11 protein-coding genes and 1 tRNA gene are annotated in these 17,908 nt (G+C 43.4%); 8 read left to right on the top strand and 4 right to left on the bottom strand.

The window, feature by feature from the left end:
- Positions 1 to 257: 257 nt before the first annotated feature.
- Together X939_RS0111765 and X939_RS0111770 are read left to right on the top strand one after the other, a co-directional pair.
- A tRNA-Glu gene (locus X939_RS0111765) sits at positions 258 to 329 on the top strand.
- Positions 330 to 450: 121 nt separating this feature from the next.
- Positions 451 to 984 carry a hypothetical protein gene (locus X939_RS0111770; RefSeq protein ID WP_374754297.1) on the top strand — a complete coding sequence of 178 codons (534 nt, stop codon included), beginning with the start codon at positions 451 to 453 and terminating at the stop codon, positions 982 to 984.
- Between the two features lie 252 nt (positions 985 to 1,236).
- On the opposite strand, the gene X939_RS0111775 is transcribed toward X939_RS0111770, so the two are convergent.
- On the bottom strand, positions 1,237 to 2,670 hold the full coding sequence (locus tag X939_RS0111775; protein WP_025763474.1) for a sialate O-acetylesterase: 1,434 nt from the start codon (positions 2,668 to 2,670) through the stop codon (positions 1,237 to 1,239).
- 768 nt (positions 2,671 to 3,438) lie between these two features.
- Here X939_RS0111775 and fbp point away from each other — a divergent pair.
- Positions 3,439 to 4,488 carry a class 1 fructose-bisphosphatase gene (gene fbp, locus X939_RS0111785; RefSeq protein ID WP_025763477.1) on the top strand — a complete coding sequence of 350 codons (1,050 nt, stop codon included), beginning with the start codon at positions 3,439 to 3,441 and terminating at the stop codon, positions 4,486 to 4,488.
- An 84-nt stretch (positions 4,489 to 4,572) separates the two neighbouring features.
- Here the strand turns inward: fbp and X939_RS0111790 are convergent, their stop codons facing one another.
- The 3 genes from X939_RS0111790 to X939_RS0111800 all read right to left on the bottom strand — a co-directional run bounded on the left by X939_RS0111790 (position 4,573) and on the right by X939_RS0111800 (position 7,403).
- On the bottom strand, positions 4,573 to 5,112 hold the full coding sequence (locus X939_RS0111790; protein WP_025763478.1) for a ferritin: 540 nt from the start codon (positions 5,110 to 5,112) through the stop codon (positions 4,573 to 4,575).
- A 109-nt stretch (positions 5,113 to 5,221) separates the two neighbouring features.
- Positions 5,222 to 5,569, bottom strand: a complete 348-nt coding sequence (locus tag X939_RS0111795; protein WP_229236044.1) for a hypothetical protein — start codon at positions 5,567 to 5,569, stop codon at positions 5,222 to 5,224.
- 163 nt (positions 5,570 to 5,732) lie between these two features.
- Positions 5,733 to 7,403, bottom strand: coding sequence for a glutamine--tRNA ligase/YqeY domain fusion protein (locus tag X939_RS0111800; RefSeq protein ID WP_025763480.1), 1,671 nt, complete (start codon positions 7,401 to 7,403; stop codon positions 5,733 to 5,735).
- Positions 7,404 to 7,511: 108 nt separating this feature from the next.
- Here X939_RS0111800 and truA point away from each other — a divergent pair, with 108 nt between their 5' ends.
- The 5 genes from truA (at position 7,512) to X939_RS23065 (ending at position 17,809) form a co-directional block, all read left to right on the top strand.
- Complete coding sequence (gene truA, locus X939_RS0111805; RefSeq protein ID WP_025763481.1) at positions 7,512 to 8,270, top strand: tRNA pseudouridine(38-40) synthase TruA; 759 nt, start codon at positions 7,512 to 7,514, stop codon at positions 8,268 to 8,270.
- A 224-nt stretch (positions 8,271 to 8,494) separates the two neighbouring features.
- A complete protein-coding gene (locus X939_RS0111810) occupies positions 8,495 to 9,484 on the top strand; it encodes a hypothetical protein (protein ID WP_131694826.1) in 990 nt (329 codons plus the stop codon).
- A gap of 172 nt (positions 9,485 to 9,656) precedes the next feature.
- Positions 9,657 to 11,738 (top strand): sulfatase-like hydrolase/transferase, encoded by a 2,082-nt coding sequence (locus tag X939_RS0111815; RefSeq protein ID WP_025763484.1) that lies wholly within the window; start codon positions 9,657 to 9,659, stop codon positions 11,736 to 11,738.
- A gap of 301 nt (positions 11,739 to 12,039) precedes the next feature.
- Complete coding sequence (locus tag X939_RS0111820) at positions 12,040 to 12,621, top strand: RNA polymerase sigma-70 factor (RefSeq protein ID WP_044199262.1); 582 nt, start codon at positions 12,040 to 12,042, stop codon at positions 12,619 to 12,621.
- A 697-nt stretch (positions 12,622 to 13,318) separates the two neighbouring features.
- Positions 13,319 to 17,809, top strand: a complete 4,491-nt coding sequence (locus X939_RS23065) for a carbohydrate-binding protein (RefSeq protein WP_025763486.1) — start codon at positions 13,319 to 13,321, stop codon at positions 17,807 to 17,809.
- Positions 17,810 to 17,908: the final 99 nt, after the last annotated feature.

The raw sequence follows: 17,908 nt of genomic DNA on the forward strand, positions 1-17,908 counted from the left end.
TTGATATTGTTAAAACGAATTTGAGGCTCATCAAATGTAAAAATTGGAGCTGGTATTATTACCTAAAAATTAATTTTAAAATTATTTTAAGAGATAAAATATTGAATTTGAGGGGGTAGTAAAAATACGTAAAAAATTTTTTAATGACGTGCTTGCATATTAAAAATCAACCGTGCATATTTGCACCACGATTCAGCGAAACGGAATCGGAAAGTGAAAAAAAGTGTTGAAAAAACGCGCGAAGTAGGAGACCAGTCGGCCCATTCGTCTAGCGGTTAGGACACGACCCTTTCACGGTTGAAACAGGGGTTCGATTCCCCTATGGGTCACAAAACCGTGCGTTTGCACTTTCAACATTTACTAAAGCCGCTCTAATTTGATTTAGAGCGGCTTTTTTCATTTATTTGCTATCGCACAGTATCGTGCAGTATCGGGGATCAAGTTAAAAACTTGTGGAGGTTGACAGAAAACCAGCGGAGTGGGAATCTCTATCCTACCCATGGATTGGGCCCAATCGCACAAATCATGGACATCAATCGGGATGATAGAATGGATTATTTAGTGAGTATGGCCAGTAACGATTTTATGTTGGAGGCCCGCGCCCAGCAGTTGGCTGCTTCTGAACCTGATTTTGCCGAGTTTAAAGGAAAAACTTTCCGAGGGAATATGAATACTACGACCATCCGAACGGCCAAAGGAAAAACGATCATGCTTCAGCACGATGTCACCTCTTCCAGGGTCTATTCCCGTCTGCATCTGAACGGTGGGGCAAAAGGATCTGCACAAAAGTATCCGCTTCCTGTATTTGTAAATTCTGGGCTAATTGCTACCGGGCACGAATGGATCGACGAGAAGGCCTTCAAGGAATTGGAAGAGAAATATCGGCCCGAAATCGTAAAGCGTATAGGGGAATTGGCAAAGAAGATTGGGGGGCATGGTGGAATGGCCTTCGTGATGGGCGCCTATCTAAAGATGCTATCCTGAAAAATTGGGAAGCTAATATACTGCTAACTTCAAGAGGGAACCTGTGCGAAAATTTCAGAGCACTTACATCATTCCAGGCGTTAGACTGGTCCAAGGTGAAGATGTCTCATCTAAAAGAATATAAAGGTCTTCTCTTTAAACATTGGCAGATTCCATGACAGGCCCATACGTTTCGGTTCAGTAGATTCTGAAATTCAATTTGATTCCATGTCAGGTCTATTCGATAATGCTAAGAATGGTCCCGCTCTTGACCTATTTTTTTTCCAAACGGACTGGCTCTTCCCAATTGTCGGTTCTAAAAGAGGAGGCCGGGAGGAGATTGGTATCGAAAAGCGTACCTTCTATCCAGTTCTTCCAGGCATATCGTACCGCCACAGGCTCTGGAACTTTCTCAATTCTGACGTGAATTACATTACGAGACATGATTACGGCACGTGCAGGGTAGAAGATCCTATCGGCTCCGGCTACTTCAAAGCCTTTTAGTCCATCAAAAGCATAAAGACCCGACTCTGCATGATCAAAATGTAAAATAGCGGTACCGTTTGAAAATTCGTGACGGGCGTAGGTAGGGCCCGTAGCGTCAATCTGTGGGATGCCATAGGTTTTATTTAAGGCCAGATATAGTAGGCGATCGGCAACCTCCTTTTTCTTTGGTGGATGAATATCCTTTTCCGATCCTAAATCCATCGTCACAGCCATTCCACTGTTGGGTATCAGGTCCAGGCATTGCAGTTGTGCTTCCCGGATAAAAGCCGAATTGATATTTTTATAATCGTATGGAGCTATTTGAACATAATAAAAAGGGAAGTCTCCCAGCTGCCATCTCTCCCTCCAATCTTTTACCATGGCGGGAAAAAGCTTCTTATATGCCTCTGGTTGGTTGCGGTTTGATTCACCTTGGTACCATAGCACCCCTTTTATGTTAAAGGGGATAATAGGATTGATCATTGCGTTAAAGAGCGCCGTCTGAACCGTTTGTGCTATGCGCAAATCCGCCGATTCTATATTGATTTTCTGGTAAGGACTCAGTGCCTCTTCACTCATCCATGCTTCAACATAGCTCCCTCCCCAAGAGGTATGGATTATGCCAACGGGTACGTCCAGTGATGCTTGTAATTGTTGACCGAAAAAGTATCCAATAGCACTGAAACTAGCGACGTTTTTGGGCGAAGCCTGCTCCCATGAGCTGAACTCCTTGATGTCGGTCAAAGGTTCTTTAGATCCGACTCTTGCCACGCTGAAAAGTCGCAAATTAGCATTATTTGACTTTTGCAGAGCCTCGTTGCTGCCGTATGTGGGCTGGCCGGTATAACCAGTAATGGGTTGGTACATATTGGACTGTCCGGAGCATAACCAAACTTCACCAAAAAGGATTTGCTCTAAACGGATGTCGGTATCCTTACTTTTGATTGTTAAGGTCTGTGGGTCTTTGCTGAGTGTAGTGCTGATCTTGTGCTTCCAATTGCCGGCAGCGTCTGCCTGAATTTTTATTTTTGACTGGAGCCAAGACGCTTCCACGGTGATTTTTTCCTGTGGATCGGCCCACCCCCATATTACTACTTCCGTGTTTCTCTGCAGCACCATATTAGAAGACAGAATAGCCGGAAGTCTCACTTTAGCATCGACAGACTGTGTGCCAAGCGATAATAAGACAGTTAAGAGAAAAAATAGCAGTCGGTTATTCACTGTTCATCGGATTTTTTGGTGGGAAATTTAGGCCTTTCTAAATTTTGGCCATGCGTTAAGTAAGGGAGGATCATACTGTTTTCAGTGGCCCCATCATGTAACGTCAAGAAAAGTGAGATACCCTCCTCAACTACTCTAAACTGACCCTGATTTTCGAAATAGTCATATGTTTTCTTTAATACCTTGCCTATAGGAGAGGGCATCAGATATCCCGGGGTAGACGATATATTAAGCAGGTTTCGGTACTGATCAAATCAGAACAATAGGGCTCTATTCAGCTATCATCCCTGTGAGAAGCAGATTTTGATAAAAAGTTTTCATCAGGATTGATATGTAGCTGGTTTCAGTCATTTCCAAATTCGGATGAAGGTCATGATATTTTTTAAAAGTTAATCCTGAACACTTTTGTACGTTTTTAAGTCAAAATTATCTAATAGAAAGTAGTGTAAGATTGCTAAAAAAAATTGAATTATATTTATTATAATTAGTCTTTTCCGGTAACGTTGCCGGTGATTTTGCTAGAATTTATGCGTAAAATGATCAGAGTAATGTTAATTTTATCAAAAAATTGAATTGCTGGCATCGTCCGGGTAGGAAGGTAATACTGCGTCTCTTAAAACATAATTTGTTTGTTATCAGGCAGGATGCTAAAGGATACTGTGCAAGTTACTATGAAATAATTTTGTTGAAAATTATACTAAGACCATTTGTCCACCGATGATCTGGTGGTGGAGGGTCAATTTCTGTTTTCTAAAACATCCAGTGCTTATGACTTCTAAAGTTGAAAAAATGGCCTTACCTGTAGGGGTGACGCTTGACAGATTTATTAAAAAGAACCAGGGTTCTTTCCAATTTGCTTCCGGAGAGTTGTCTCAACTCTTACGAGATATTGCCTTAGCTGGAAAAATTATCAACCGGGAAGTTAATAAGGCCGGATTGGTTGATATAACGGGTGCGCTAGGGACTTCCAATGTGCAGGGAGAAAATCAACAGAAGCTTGATGTGATTGCCGATATCCGGTTTATTAGAGCCCTGAAAAATGGTGGAGAAGTATGTGCAATCATAACAGAGGAAGAGGATGAGATTATCTATACCGGTAACGACGACGCAAAATATGTTGTAGCTATCGACCCCTTGGATGGATCTTCGAACATTGATGTGAATGTATCGATTGGGACCATATTTTCTATCTATACCCGGGTAACCCCACGTGGTACCAGAGCTACCAAGGAAGACTTCCTGCAAGGAGGGCGTAAGCAGGTGGCCGCAGGTTATATTCTATATGGTTCTTCCACTATTTTGGTATATACTACTGGGCATGGAGTCAATGGGTTTACCTATGAAAATTCCTTGGGTGAATTCTTTTTATCCCATCCCAATATAAAATCCCCAGAGGATGGCAAGATTTATTCTGTAAACGAGGGCAATTTTGACGACTTCTACGATTATACTCAGCGTTATATTATGAGTTGCCGGAAAAAGCGAATGTCAGGAAGGTATATCGGGTCTTTGATAGCCGATTTTCATCGCAATATGCTGAAAGGCGGAATTTATTTATATCCTCCTACTCCTAGTCATCCTCAGGGTAAATTACGTTTGCTGTATGAGTGTTATCCCATGGCTTTTTTGGCCGAACAAGCTGGTGCCAAAGCAATCGATTGCGAATCGGATATCCTGGACGTCACACCCATCTCGTTTCATCAGCGAAACTCTATTTATGTAGGGGCTCCCAAGATGATACAGGAGTTAGAACTTTTTTTTAAAGAAAGGGCGAAGTATATTATTAAGGAGGCACGTTTCGAGAAGATTGAAGACTGACAACGTCGAGTTGCTAAGACCCCAAAAAAAAAGCCCCATCCTGCATATATCTGCTAAAGGATGGGGCTTATTCTTATCAGTTTCTTAGTTGGCAGCTGTTCCAGCTCCTGAACTTATCTTATTAACCGCCTTATCTATATGATATAAGCCAGTTCCTTCTTCGCCAATCACGTCGAATAATTCCAGGGCACGTCGAGCATTATCTTCCTCTTCAACCTGCTCGCTCACAAACCAGTGCATCAGATTTTCTGTGGCGTAATCTTCGGCAGTACGGCTTGCCGTTACCAATCGGTTGATGGACTGGGTAACGCTGATTTCACTCTGTAAGGCGGCCTCAAAAACACTTCTAAAAGAGCTGAAGTCCTGCTTTACGGGCCCCACTTCAGGAGCAACGGCCGTTCCGCCTACCGTCATGATATAGTTAAAAAGCTTAAGCATATGGGCTCTTTCTTCATCCGATTGACGAAGAAAATAAGCGGCGCTATTCTTAAAACCATTCCGGTCGCACCAAGAGGCCATGGCCAGATATTTGGAGGAAGCTTCTGCTTCCATTTTTACCTGGTTGTTCAATAATATTTCGATTTCCTCTTTCAAAGAAGTATGTTGTCTCAATAGATCTTTCATTGCTTAGTCGTTCAAGTGATACTTTATAGGTGCAAATTGAATAGTATTTTCCAGACTAGCAAAGACCAATATAAATTTATAATTGGTCTAATACGAAGGCAATACAGTTTTAGGCGATTGCTGAATCCTGATAAAGCACTTCGTGCAGCATGGAGTTTAATTCAATAGCAAAATGTGTGCCATTGACTAACTCTCGAAGTTGAATGAATTCGCATAATCCCAGCTTTTGATATAGATTCAGTTTGGGGACTTCTACAGATGCGTAATCTCCTTCATCGGTTAAATCGAATAACTTGTGTCTTAAATCGATGCGGTTGATTAGCTTGCGAAAACTCAAAAAATCATTGATTCTGAAAGAAGCTTCAATGTCCTTGTACTGCAATAAAATACGGGAGGTCTTGTCACATTGGTGACAGGTTCCAAAAGGGACGGAAAACAACTCGTTCAATGCTTTCACCGGGGGGATAAATTGATTACTGATAACTGCCTGCAAAGATAAACTATCTAGTTTTAACGGACAAGTTTATTTTAAAACATTCTAAGTAAATATAACAAGCCCATCAATATGGGTAATCGATGGGTTTGTTATATTTTAATAATCGTAATCAGGAAACAATTGTTTACTTGCCGGATTTAGCCCAATTGTCACGCAAGGTAACCGTGCGATTAAATACCAGCTTATCTTTGGTGCTATCGCGATCCATGCTAAAATACCCTTTTCTTAAAAACTGAAATCCTTCACCCACAGTAGCTTCCTTCAAAGCGGGTTCGCCATAGGCAGTGACGATCTGCAAAGAATTTGGGTTTAGATACTCCTTAAAGTCCCCTTCCTGACCAGCAGCATCTTCCACTGCGAACAAACGGTCGTAGAGCCGCACTTCCAGAGGTACCGATTCGGAAGTGGAGACCCAGTGTAAAGTGCCCTTGACATTAATTCCTGAGCTGTCGGCTCCACTTCTTGAGTTTTCTATCAAACTACAATTTACCTGAACAATTTCTCCATCTCCGTCTTTAACCACCTCATCGCATTGAATAATGTAGGCACTTTTGAGTCGTACCATCTTTCCTGGAGCAAGCCGGAAGTATTTTTTAGCAGGATTTTCCATGAAATCCTCCTTTTCGATATAAAGTTCACGGGTGAAAGGAAGGTTTCGCTCCCCGGAATTTTCTATCTCCGGGTTATTTTCACTAGTCAGCCATTCCACTTTTCCTTCAGGGAAATTGGTTATCACCAGTTTCAATGGGTCGAGCACCACCATGCGGCGCGTGGCAATTTTATTGAGATCTTCCCGAATACAGAATTCAAGTAGACCTACATCAATCATATTTTCTCTTTTACCAACCCCAATCCGATCGCAGAAATCGACAATGCTATGAGGAGTGTAACCCCGGCGGCGCAGCCCGCTGATGGTGGGCATACGTGGATCGTCCCAGCCACTCACGTGTCCCTCTTTAACAAGCTGAAGAAGTTTACGCTTGCTGGTTACGGTATAATTCAGGTTTCTGCGAGCAAATTCGTATTGATGGGAGGGGTAGATGCCCAATTGTTTTATCAACCAGTCGTATAGTTCGCGGTGAGGCATAAACTCCAGTGTACAGAGGCTATGGGTCACCTTCTCCAATGAATCGCTTTGGCCATGGGCAAAGTCATACATAGGGTAGATGCACCAGGCATTGCCGGTACGATGGTGGTGTGCATGCTTAACCCTATAAAGTATAGGATCTCTCATGAGCATATTAGTATGCTTCATATCGATTTTGGCACGAAGGGTCTTAGCACCGTCCGGGAAAGCCCCCGCCTTCATCTGAGCAAAAAGCTCCAGGTTCTCTTCTATAGAGCGATTCCGGTAAGGACTGTCTTTTCCTGGTTCTGTGGGAGTCCCCTTTAGCAAAGCAATTTCCTCCGAAGTAGAATCGTCAACATAAGCCAATCCCTTATTGATCAGCTCCACGGCATAGCCATAAAGTGTATCAAAATAGTCAGAAGCAAATAGTTCGTTTTTCCATTCGAAACCAAGCCATTTAATATCATTTTTGATGCTCTCCACATATTCTGTATCCTCGGTAGTGGGATTGGTATCATCGAACCGAAGGTTGGTATAGCCTGGAAACTTCTTGGTCAGACCAAAGTTCAGACAGATACTAGAGGCATGACCAATATGCAGGTAGCCGTTGGGTTCCGGGGGGAAACGCGTCACGATTTGGTCGTATTTGCCGGTACGCAGATCCGTATCGATAATGTCTTCTAAAAAATTAAGACTTTTCTCTTCTTTTTTCTCTTCGGTATGCATGCTATCCTTAAAAAATAAATGGAATTCAAAGTTAATGGACTTGGAATGAATTTTCGCAATCTAAAGGCTGAAATCGCAAATCCAGGGACTTTATATTAATTTTGCCCCATGCGTTATTTCATTGAGTTCGGTTACAAAGGTTCGGCCTATCATGGTTGGCAGAAACAAAACAACGCTTTGGGCGTTCAGGAAGTTCTGGAAGGAGCTTTAAGTAAGATTCTTAGAACTTCAATTGAGGTTACTGGTAGTAGCCGCACAGATACTGGAGTGCATGCTACTCAGCAATTTGCTCATTTTGATTTACCCGAAGGGACCCAACTAGTTCCTAGTTTATTATATAGGATCAACAGTCTCTTGCCTGAAGACATTGCCGTTCGGCACCTTCATCTGGTTGCGCCGGAACTCAACTCACGGTTCGTGGCTACCTATAGACGCTATGAGTACCGAATCACCCGGGTAAAAAATCCATTTCAAGTTCAGCTTTCACACGAACTAACTGCCGAGCTCGACATAGGTCTTATGAATGAAGCCGCAGCTTTGCTGCTGGGAACACATGATTTTGAAAGTTTTAGCAAGGTACATACCAATGTTAATAATTTCCGTTGTAGCATATCCCGGGCCGAGTGGGTTATGGCGGGCGATATTCTTATTTTTCATATCCAGGCTAACCGGTTTCTGAGAGGGATGGTCAGAGCGGTTGTAGGAACTCTGCTCGAAATAGGTAGGGGTAAACGGCCTGTCAGTGAACTAAGAGATATCGTAGAAGCTCGGAACAGAAAATATGCCGGACCCCAAGCTCCGGCTCAGGGACTGTTTTTGGTGGAAGTGGGCTATCCTGAGGGTATCTTTCTCGAGACTATTTCATAGAAACCTTATAATAAGTGCGTACCCGGCCTTTGTATTTCCGGGTTGTCCATTTACCTCTGTTTCAAGGTTTATCGGAGGGTCCTAGTTACGATTCTCAATAATCGTCAAAGGGATTTTGTCCGTTATTATGAACCCTTGTCGACCAAAGTGGACTGTATGTCGTTTTCGATTTAGTATGGATTATTACCTCTTTATTTTTGTGCTTATCCATGAAAATAAATGTTATGAAACGTATTAATTACTTAATTATGGCAGCCCTGTTGGTAACAGGTATGTGCTGCGAAAATGCAGATCTGCCCTCCGAAGACGGAGAGGGAGGTGGTGGTGGTTGGCCTCAGCAGACGGCCTATAGCCCCTTATCGGGACAAGCAAGCATTAATATTGGACCCAATGAACGCTATGTCAATCTGATGGGGCAGGACCAGGCTCCGATGCCCAAATTCCCCAAGATTGGTATCAAGAAGGGGTTTGTAAGAGGGTATGTAGCCGACATTACAGGGAAGCCATTAAAGGGTGCCTATATCGGGGTGAGAGTCACTATGGTGGGGGGGCATTATTCCGGTGCCTCAGGAGAATCCGACGAAAATGGTTATTATGAGATTCAATTACCTTACGGAACGGTAGAGTATTATGCTGCCGGATATACGATAGACTACGGTTCAGGAAAAGCAGTAGTAGGGCTACATCCTGCCGATGATAATAGCTCGGGTTTTGCTTCCGAAAATGGGATGGTCAAAAACTTCGTCCTTCAATCATACGGACAGGCCAATAAAGATGATGTGTTACAATACCCTGGCTATGCCAGCACCTATTATGGTGGAGCATTGACCATCGATTACTTTTTAGACTGGAACACGGGTAATGATTTGCAGGAAGGTGACGTCATCGTATTGGAGCTTACACCCGATGGGCCTGGGATATTCGGAGACAAAAAATCATTTAAAATTCAAAAGACGGCCGGGGCAATTCGTACAACGCTTGTTAATATTCCTGTTGGCAAATATACTATTACTGCTAAACTTAGTGATGGGCGGAAATTAAAAATGCGGGAATCTGGACCCTATGCTAATTACTATGCCCATTTGGGTGTAAAAAGTACTACTCCAGGAACGGGCAGCCTCTTGTTCGTGCCATCCATTCGGGTTACGCCCGCACAAGCTCCCCCCCACCGAAGCAATTGGGATACCATTCAATTATTGTTGGAGTTGCCTTAAGGAAAAGAATATAGTATTCTTTTGATATATCAAAAAAGCCCCCGCATGGATTAAGTAATGCAGGGGTTTTTTAATGTCCAGTGCATACCGGAGAAGGTTTTTTAGTTTAAACGAGTATAATAAGGGGAAATTTTCTTTCTAGAATTTTATTAGAAATCATATTGATACTAACATGTTCAAAAGAAAATTATGGGGGACTTTAGGTCTTTTGCTCTTATTAATAGTCCAAACCCAGGCCCAGAAGAAACCTCAGACCAAACCCAATATCATATTTATTTTGGTGGATGACATGGGCTGGGGCGATGTAGGTGCTTTTTGGCAGAATCAGCGGATGAAGAAAAATGACCGGTCGGAGCCCTGGCAATTTACACCAGAATTAGATGCAATGGCAGCCAAAGGAGCGATGCTCACCAACCATTATTGTGCTGCACCAGTATGTGCTCCTTCGCGGGCTTCAATACTCCTGGGGGTACACCAGGGGCATGCCAATGTGCGGGACAATCAATTTGATAAAGAACTCCAGGATACTTATACGCTAGGAAATGTACTAAAGAAGGCTGGGTATCATACGGGATTGGTAGGCAAGTGGGGATTACAGGGGAAAGGGAAAGAAGGCCCCAACTGGCCTGCTCATCCGATGAACAGAGGTTTTGATTATTCTTATGCCTATATCCGGCATGTGGATGGTCATGAGCATTATCCCAAAGAGGGTATCTATCGGGGTAGAAAGCAGGTATGGGAAGATCGTAAAGAGGTTTCAGAAGACCTGGACAAATGTTTCACTACGGATTTGTGGACAGCAGCTGCTAAAAATTGGATTGTTCAGCAGACCAAAGACTCGAAGACTAAAGATCCATTTTTCTTATACCTTGCCTATGATGTGCCACATGCCGTATTAGAATTGCCTACCCAGGCTTACCCAAAAGGGGGAGGCTTAAAAGGCGGGCTTCAATGGGTCGGAAAACCGGGCAGAATGATCAATACCGCTTCTGGAACTCCAGATTCCTATATTCATCCAGACTATATGAATGCTACATATGACCATGATGGGGATCCTGCAACAGCAGAACAAGCCTGGCCCGAAACGTATAAACGTTACGCCACCCTATGTCGCCGTATCGACGATGGGATTGGTGATATATTCAAATTATTGAAAGATCTGAAGATTGACGAGAATACGATGGTCGTATTTACTTCAGATAATGGACCTAGTTTAGAGTCGTACCTGCCGGAAAGCTACGTAAATTATTCTCCAACTTTTTTCAATAGTTTTGGTCCCTTCGACGGAATCAAAAGAGATGTCTGGGAAGGAGGGGTACGTATGCCAACTTTGGTAAGCTGGCCGGCTAAGATAAAAGGACGTCAGGTGATCGATAAACCCAGCGCTTCTTACGACTGGTTGGCAACCTTTGCGCATGCAGCAAAGCTGCCCATTCCAGCTCGGGTAGATGGGGTGTCGCTTCTGCCTCAGCTTACTGGTGAAGGGTCGTCACAGGATAGTCAGATCTATATTGAATATGCCCAAAATGGAAAGACTCCTAATTTTCAAGAATTTTCGGCTAATCATAGAGACAGAAAGAGAAATCAAATGCAGAAAATTCGCAAAGGAGATTATGTAGGCGTTCGCTATAACATCACTTCTGCTGACGATGATTTCGAAATTTATAATGTGGTTACCGATCCTCAGGAAACGAACAACCTGGCCGGCGACCCAGCTCAAAGCCAACTGCAGCGCTATTTCAAAGATGAGGTACTTCGACTGCGACGTATCGATGAAGCGGCCCCAAGGCCATACGATAAGGCTCTGGTACCCTCAGTTACTGCTGGTCGGCTTAGCACTGGTTTGAAATGGAGCCATCAGGCTGGAGCGTTTCCATGGCTTTCTGGAGAGGACCTGACTCAGGTTACCGAGCAAGGTGTTATGGAGCAGATCGATTTATCATCGATTAAAACACAGGCTGGTATGGTGCTGCTAACAGGATATATACAAGTGCCTGCCGACGGTGCTTATCATTTTAAGGCCGAAGGAAAAGACGCTTTTCTGATGCGGATACATAAGTCAATAGTTTTGGATGCCAGCTATGGTTACCAAGCAGGCCAATCTGTTGAGGGATCTATAATGCTTCAAAAAGGTATGCACCCCGTTTCAATCCGTTACCATGCGGACAAGAACCATCCCGCTCAATTAAAAATGATGTGGAAAAATAATGACGGTGAATTTAAAGAATTCGTGAAGGAGCAGCTATACCACTAAACGATTGCAGCCTTAATTTTCAATCTATATTATAGTAATTTAAGAGTAAAAGAATGTAATTTCATGGCTTATTCCTATACCTGGCGAGGGTACTGGAATAGGCCATTTTTTGTTTTTTTATTATAGAAGGTAACCGACCATAGAATTAAAGATACTTGGACAGAGGGTATTTTGTAGCAAATTCGTCCTTTATTCAGTTGGATATACCAATTTTTTTATATCATATTGAATCATTATAAGATTTCCGCTGATATATATGGGGGAGTCGTTTCCGATTTGAGGGGCAATTTGAATGAAAGTTATGCAGGACATCGTAAATTCGGATGATTTATTAGTAGAATTGTTGGTAGGGGGGAACCATGAGGCTTTTCAGCAGATTTATGAAAAGTATTGGTTTCGCTTGTATATGCTGATCAAGTCGAAAGTGAAGATCGAAGCCGATGCAGAAGAGATGGTTCAGGATATTTTTGTGGATATATGGGAACGTCGACACCGGTTGGAGGTGGCCGATCTTAAAAGTTATCTGTTCGGAGCCGCTAAGTATAAGGCTCTTAATTATATCAAATCTCAGGTCATCAGGAGGACTTATCAAACGGAGCGTATGGAGCTCGATAGGGACTTTGACAGCAATACCGAGCATATATTGGCTTTGAACGATCTGCATAATGCCATCAGCAGCGGAATTGGGGAACTTCCTAAGAAAACCCAGGATATCTTCCGCTTAAATCGACTCGAAGACAAATCCGTTAAGGAGGTATCTCTTCTGCTTAGCATTCCTGAAAGAACAGTTGAATATCATCTACATAAGGCCCTCGGAGTTCTGCGTCTTCATCTCAGAGACTTCAGCCTTATCCTGTGCTGGTCATGCCCCTTCTTATTTTAATGTTTTGTATAAAACAAAGAAATACCGTGCAATATTCAAGGTTCTATATAAAATAATATAGAATAATTGATACTATTTGCGGTTAATCACCCATGGACTTTACTTACTTTCAAAGCGTTCGCTCATCTTTTATTTGGCATTCGGTTAATGATCTGATACCGGGCCGTGAACTCGAAGCTACGTTTGTCCCGACAGGGGGTGACTTCGATTCAAAAATGAAATGATGAATTAATAAGTGAGAAAAAAACCGAAGATGTTCCAGCATCTCCGGTTTAGTAAGGCTGCCCGAGGAAATCAAATTTTTCATTTTGGAAAAAATGAAAGGGCTGCCTATTGTCAAACCATGTGCGATTTAACTAAACAAAAGAATGAAAAATCAAGAACATTTCATAGTCTGCTTACGCAGGAGTAATGAACCTACGCTAAAAATAATCCCAAATTATTCATTTAGACGGCTTTCTAGTCAGATTTGTCCATTAATGGCACTTCCGGATAATACTCCCGATTAGGTTTACCTAATATTTCAGGGTATCAATTCAATCATAAAGTTTAAAAGACGTATAGAGTTTACGTATATACTGCTATTCCTAAAACTATAAGCATACAGCTACTGAACTGCCGGCATATTCCCAAGGGGAGGCCGGCAGTACTTTAGGTGATATGTTCAGGTATCTATCATTTCAATTTAAGTATACTCATGAAGAAAAATATTACAGTTACCCTATTGTGGTTGCTGGGGGCAATATGCTGGGTCGCTCCGCTAAGCGCCCAGGATTTTATTCATCCAGGCATTTGGCATAAACGATCGGACCTGGATCGAATGAAACATATGGTTAAAGCCAATAAGGATCCCTGGAAGTCCTCCTTTGATCAGTTGGTTCTGGACTCCAAGTCCAGTTATACCTATCAAGTTCAGAAGAACCCCAGTAATAATTCCTTGTCAAGGGAAAATCCATGTGACCAGTGTAGCCAATTTGAATCAGATGCCAGGGCCGCCTATCTCAACTCCCTGATGTGGTATATTACAGAAGATCAGCGTCATGCAGATAAAGCAATAGAAATATTGATGGCCTGGTCCAATCTTACCAATTTTTATGGTGGGGGAACAGAGCCGCTCTCTGCCGGAATTTATACCTCTCACTTGTTGAATGCCGCGGAGATAATCCGCTATACCGAGGCCGGCTGGAAACAGGCAGACATAGAGAAATTTGAGAACATGCTGGTTTATCCTGGCTACTCCACTACCACAGTGCCTACTGCTGCCATAGCCAACGACCAAGTAACATTCTATTGGCGTATTTATGCCGGTGATCCGGCCAGACATGGAAATCAGGACATCATACCGATGAAATCGGTGATGGCTATGGGGATTTTTATGAATAATAGAACCATGTATGAGCGTGGGTTACGCTATATCTCCGGACTCCCACATCTGGAAGGGGATCTTCCCTACGCCGGAGGGCCCCCGGTCAATAATTTCATTAGTTCTAATGAATATTACGATGAATATAACCGAAGTATGCCCGCCAATCCGACGATACCCGAAGATTATGGCTATAATGGGGTTCTTACCAATTATATTTACGAGAATGGTCAATGTCAGGAAGCTAGCCGGGATCAGAGTCATACCAGTTTGGGAATAGGAACATTTGCCGAAGCTGGAGAGATAGCCTGGAATCAAGGTGATAATTTTTACGGCTTAAGTGACAATAGAATCTTGCTAGGATCGGAATACACCTTGCGCTATAATACATCCTATCTGAAAGCGTATCCTGATCAGCCTACACCATGGGAACCTACTGTCGAATCAGGGGAGTTTATTCAGGTCAGGGATCGAACTGGCCGATGGTTTTCTAAAAAAATTAATCCATACGTGGGGACGGATTATACCAGATGGACACGTGGTAACCCCTTGAGTCATCCTTCATGGGAAATGTTATCAGCCCATTATGCCTCCAGGATGGAGCTGCCCGAAGAGTCAGTCAAATGGACAGTGAGGTCCAGGGATCTGGCTATTGAAACCTTTGGTTATGAAACCTCTGGTTTTAAACTGGATGCCCCTGGCTGGGGAGCACTTACCTATCGCAGACCAGCGCTAAGCCCGGGAGATCCTATAGCCATGGTCGCTGGGCAGCGAACCTACGGTATTCCCAAATTGCCAGGAGTAATACAAGCCGAAAATTTTGACTTTATGCTGACTGGCGGAGAAGGAAAGACCTTTCATGACCTCACGACAATAAATACAGGTGGACAGTACCGTCCCGACGAGGCAGTAGATATTGCTGCTTGTAATGAAGGAGGGTTTCAGGTTACAAGCCTCGAGGCTGGAGAATGGATCAATTATACCGTTGCTGTTCCTACTCCTGGGCGCTACAATATAAATTTACGCTATGCCTCTGTAATGAGTGGGGGAGGGGTCCGGTTTGAGGTAGATGGTGTCGATAAAACGGGGGTTGTTATTGTACCTCATGGAGCTTCCTACTCCACAGGCGCAGATGATTGGAAAGACATGGTGGTGGTAGAACAGCTTACCTTACAGGCGGGGGTACATAGTTTACGGATGTTTATTGCCGGTGTTAGCCAGGCTTTTTCGCTGAATCATATCGACGTAGTTTTTCATTCGGCTCTACAGGAACAAACGATTGAATTTGCCCCCATACCCTCCAAATCGGTAGGAGCCGCAGACTTCGATCCTGGGGCTACAGCGAGCTCGGGACTAACGGTGCTTTATACCAGTTCAAACCAAGGAGTGGCAACTATTGTGAATAATCAGATTCATATCGTGGGCGCAGGCGTTACCACCATTACGGCTCTGCAGGCGGGTAATGACCATTATCAGGCCGCTATTGCTCAAAAACAGGATCTGGTTGTTTCTGGAATATCAGCAGGTGATTACCTATCTTCAGGGGATATGAGCTGGAATGGGGGAGTCTGGAATATTGCCGATGGGAATGGGGGTATTTCGGGAACTACTACTTCAGCCCCGAATACTTCTGTTAATGTGCATATATTGCCGGGCCATACAGTAACCTTATCGGGTTCAGCGACGACCATCAACACCCTCACGGTAGAACAGGGAGCGACTTTGCTTCAACAATCGGCACTCACAGTTTCAGGGAATACCATTATTAAGGGGCAGCATACTATGTCCAATACTCTTTCTGTCAATGATTTTAGTATAGAATCGACCGGTGTTCTGGAATCAACTACAGTGGCTGCCGGATCGGTGATGAGCTTAAACCTCAATAAATCGATAACTTTGAAGATCGCCGGTAGACTCGGTGCTCCCAAAGACTCACCGGCAAATACAGTAGGTTCAGGAATCAGAATATTTGTCAGCGGAGCAGGCACCACTACTTTCACAGGACCTGGGGTATGTAATATTGCCCGACTGGCGCCTACTGGCAATAATACTACCTCTCAAACCATCGTAGTAGATATGGACATGGAACTCCGTAATTCGGCAGGGACGGGTGTAGCTAGCTTATCACTTCAGAATGGCAATGTAGGTTCCAGCGTTAAAGAGTTCGTTTTGAACGAAGGAAAAACACTTTCCTTGAATAGCTATAACGATAGCGGAGCCTTACACGGTGGATATGGCACGGTTTATGGTCGTACTGTGGCCAACTCGTCGGGAGGACAAATGATCTATAACATTCATGGCACGATGGATTGTCGCAATGCCCAATTTAACTTGTATACCAATCAGAAGAGCGCCAATAACGAAGTAATCGTCAATGTTACTGGGACCCTGCTACTGGGTCAGACGATACGTTTTTATCGGTTTATGAATGGGCAGAAGTTGGCCGTTAATATAGCGGATGGGGCTATGGTTGCTGCAATAGATCGTCCTTTACAACAAATATTCGAACTTTCAGGTCAAAGTGTAAACAGTAGTAATTTTACAGGCACTCCTGCTTCTTCTTCAGATTTGGGCGGAGTAACCTTGAATGGTTTCAATCCGAATATAGGAACCTATTCCTTTACCGGATCAGGGGGCGCTGGCTATCTTACACCACCTTATATTATTTTTGAAGGAGGAACATTGAATAATAATTCGTTTCCAACCTTTGCCATTGGCAACCTCACGGATGGGGTAGTTACAAGTATTACAGTGGTCTCGACCGGGAATTATTCAAAAGCACCCACGTATCTGACATTTGTAGGTGGAGGGGCTCCTACACAGGGTTTTTCTATAGTTGGAGAGGAGAAGACGGGGAGTTTTAAGATGTTGGCTGAGGCTGGTAAAAAAACACCTTTCTGGCTTAATGATGGAGAGCTTCAGAATCCTGTATGGGTAGATCCTGCGGTTACGACCGTTTTCGATATTAAGGTTTCTAAGGGAAATGTAACTGCTACAGAATGGTCCAACCCATCTCTTTTTATTAATAGAACTTGGGATATAACTCCAGAAACTATTTCAGCTACAAATCTGACATTCGGATTTAACCAGTCCGATGCTAACCCAGGTTTCAAATCGGATTTCCCATTAAGGTTGAATCATTTCAACAAATTAACTACCCAGTGGGAGACCGTTGGAACTGCTACCACTGCTCAAACGGGTGCAGGGACCGACTACCAGGTAAGTTTTTCTGGAATTACCAATTTCTCGCCATTCGCTCTGGCAAATGATGAATCGGTCCTGCCTGTAACACTGCAGTCTTTTAGAGTAACCGAAATAAAGACGGAGATAAATTCAACCGTCGCGGAACTGTCTTGGAAAACCAGCGAAGAAATTAGCAGCGAGCGCTTTGTAGTACAGAGGAGTTATAATGGGAAGTCCTGGGAAAGCATTGGGTCGGTCCTGGCCATGGGTAACACCGCGACTGGCCAGGATTATAGCTTTGAAGATAATTTTCCTCTGGTCGGTGAGAGCCTCTACCGTTTGAAAATGATCGATTTGAATGGAGAGTTCGCGTTTAGTACGATCAGAAATTTCAGGAATAGCAATCAGATACGGGCTCAGGTGTATCCGAATCCGGCTTCTGATCGGGTACGAATCGAAAGCCCGGATTGGGATAAAGTGGTAGCACTGGAGCTTTTAGATTTAAAAGGTAATAGCGTGCGCCGTCCGCAAAAATTAGTTCTCCCGGTCCTCAAGCTGGATAATATTCAGCCTGGATTATATTTCATAAAATTGAACTATAAGGACAAAGCCCCAGAAATACATAAAATAGTGATCGAATAAAGGGCAATACGTACATTTGTTAATAGGCTGTGGGCATTGTGCTTGCAGCCTATTTATTATTATACCAATACTACTAGAAACTATTATTGCCAGAACTAG

This window comes from Dyadobacter tibetensis Y620-1 (assembly GCF_000566685.1).
In the GTDB taxonomy this organism is placed as follows: domain Bacteria; phylum Bacteroidota; class Bacteroidia; order Cytophagales; family Spirosomataceae; genus Dyadobacter; species Dyadobacter tibetensis.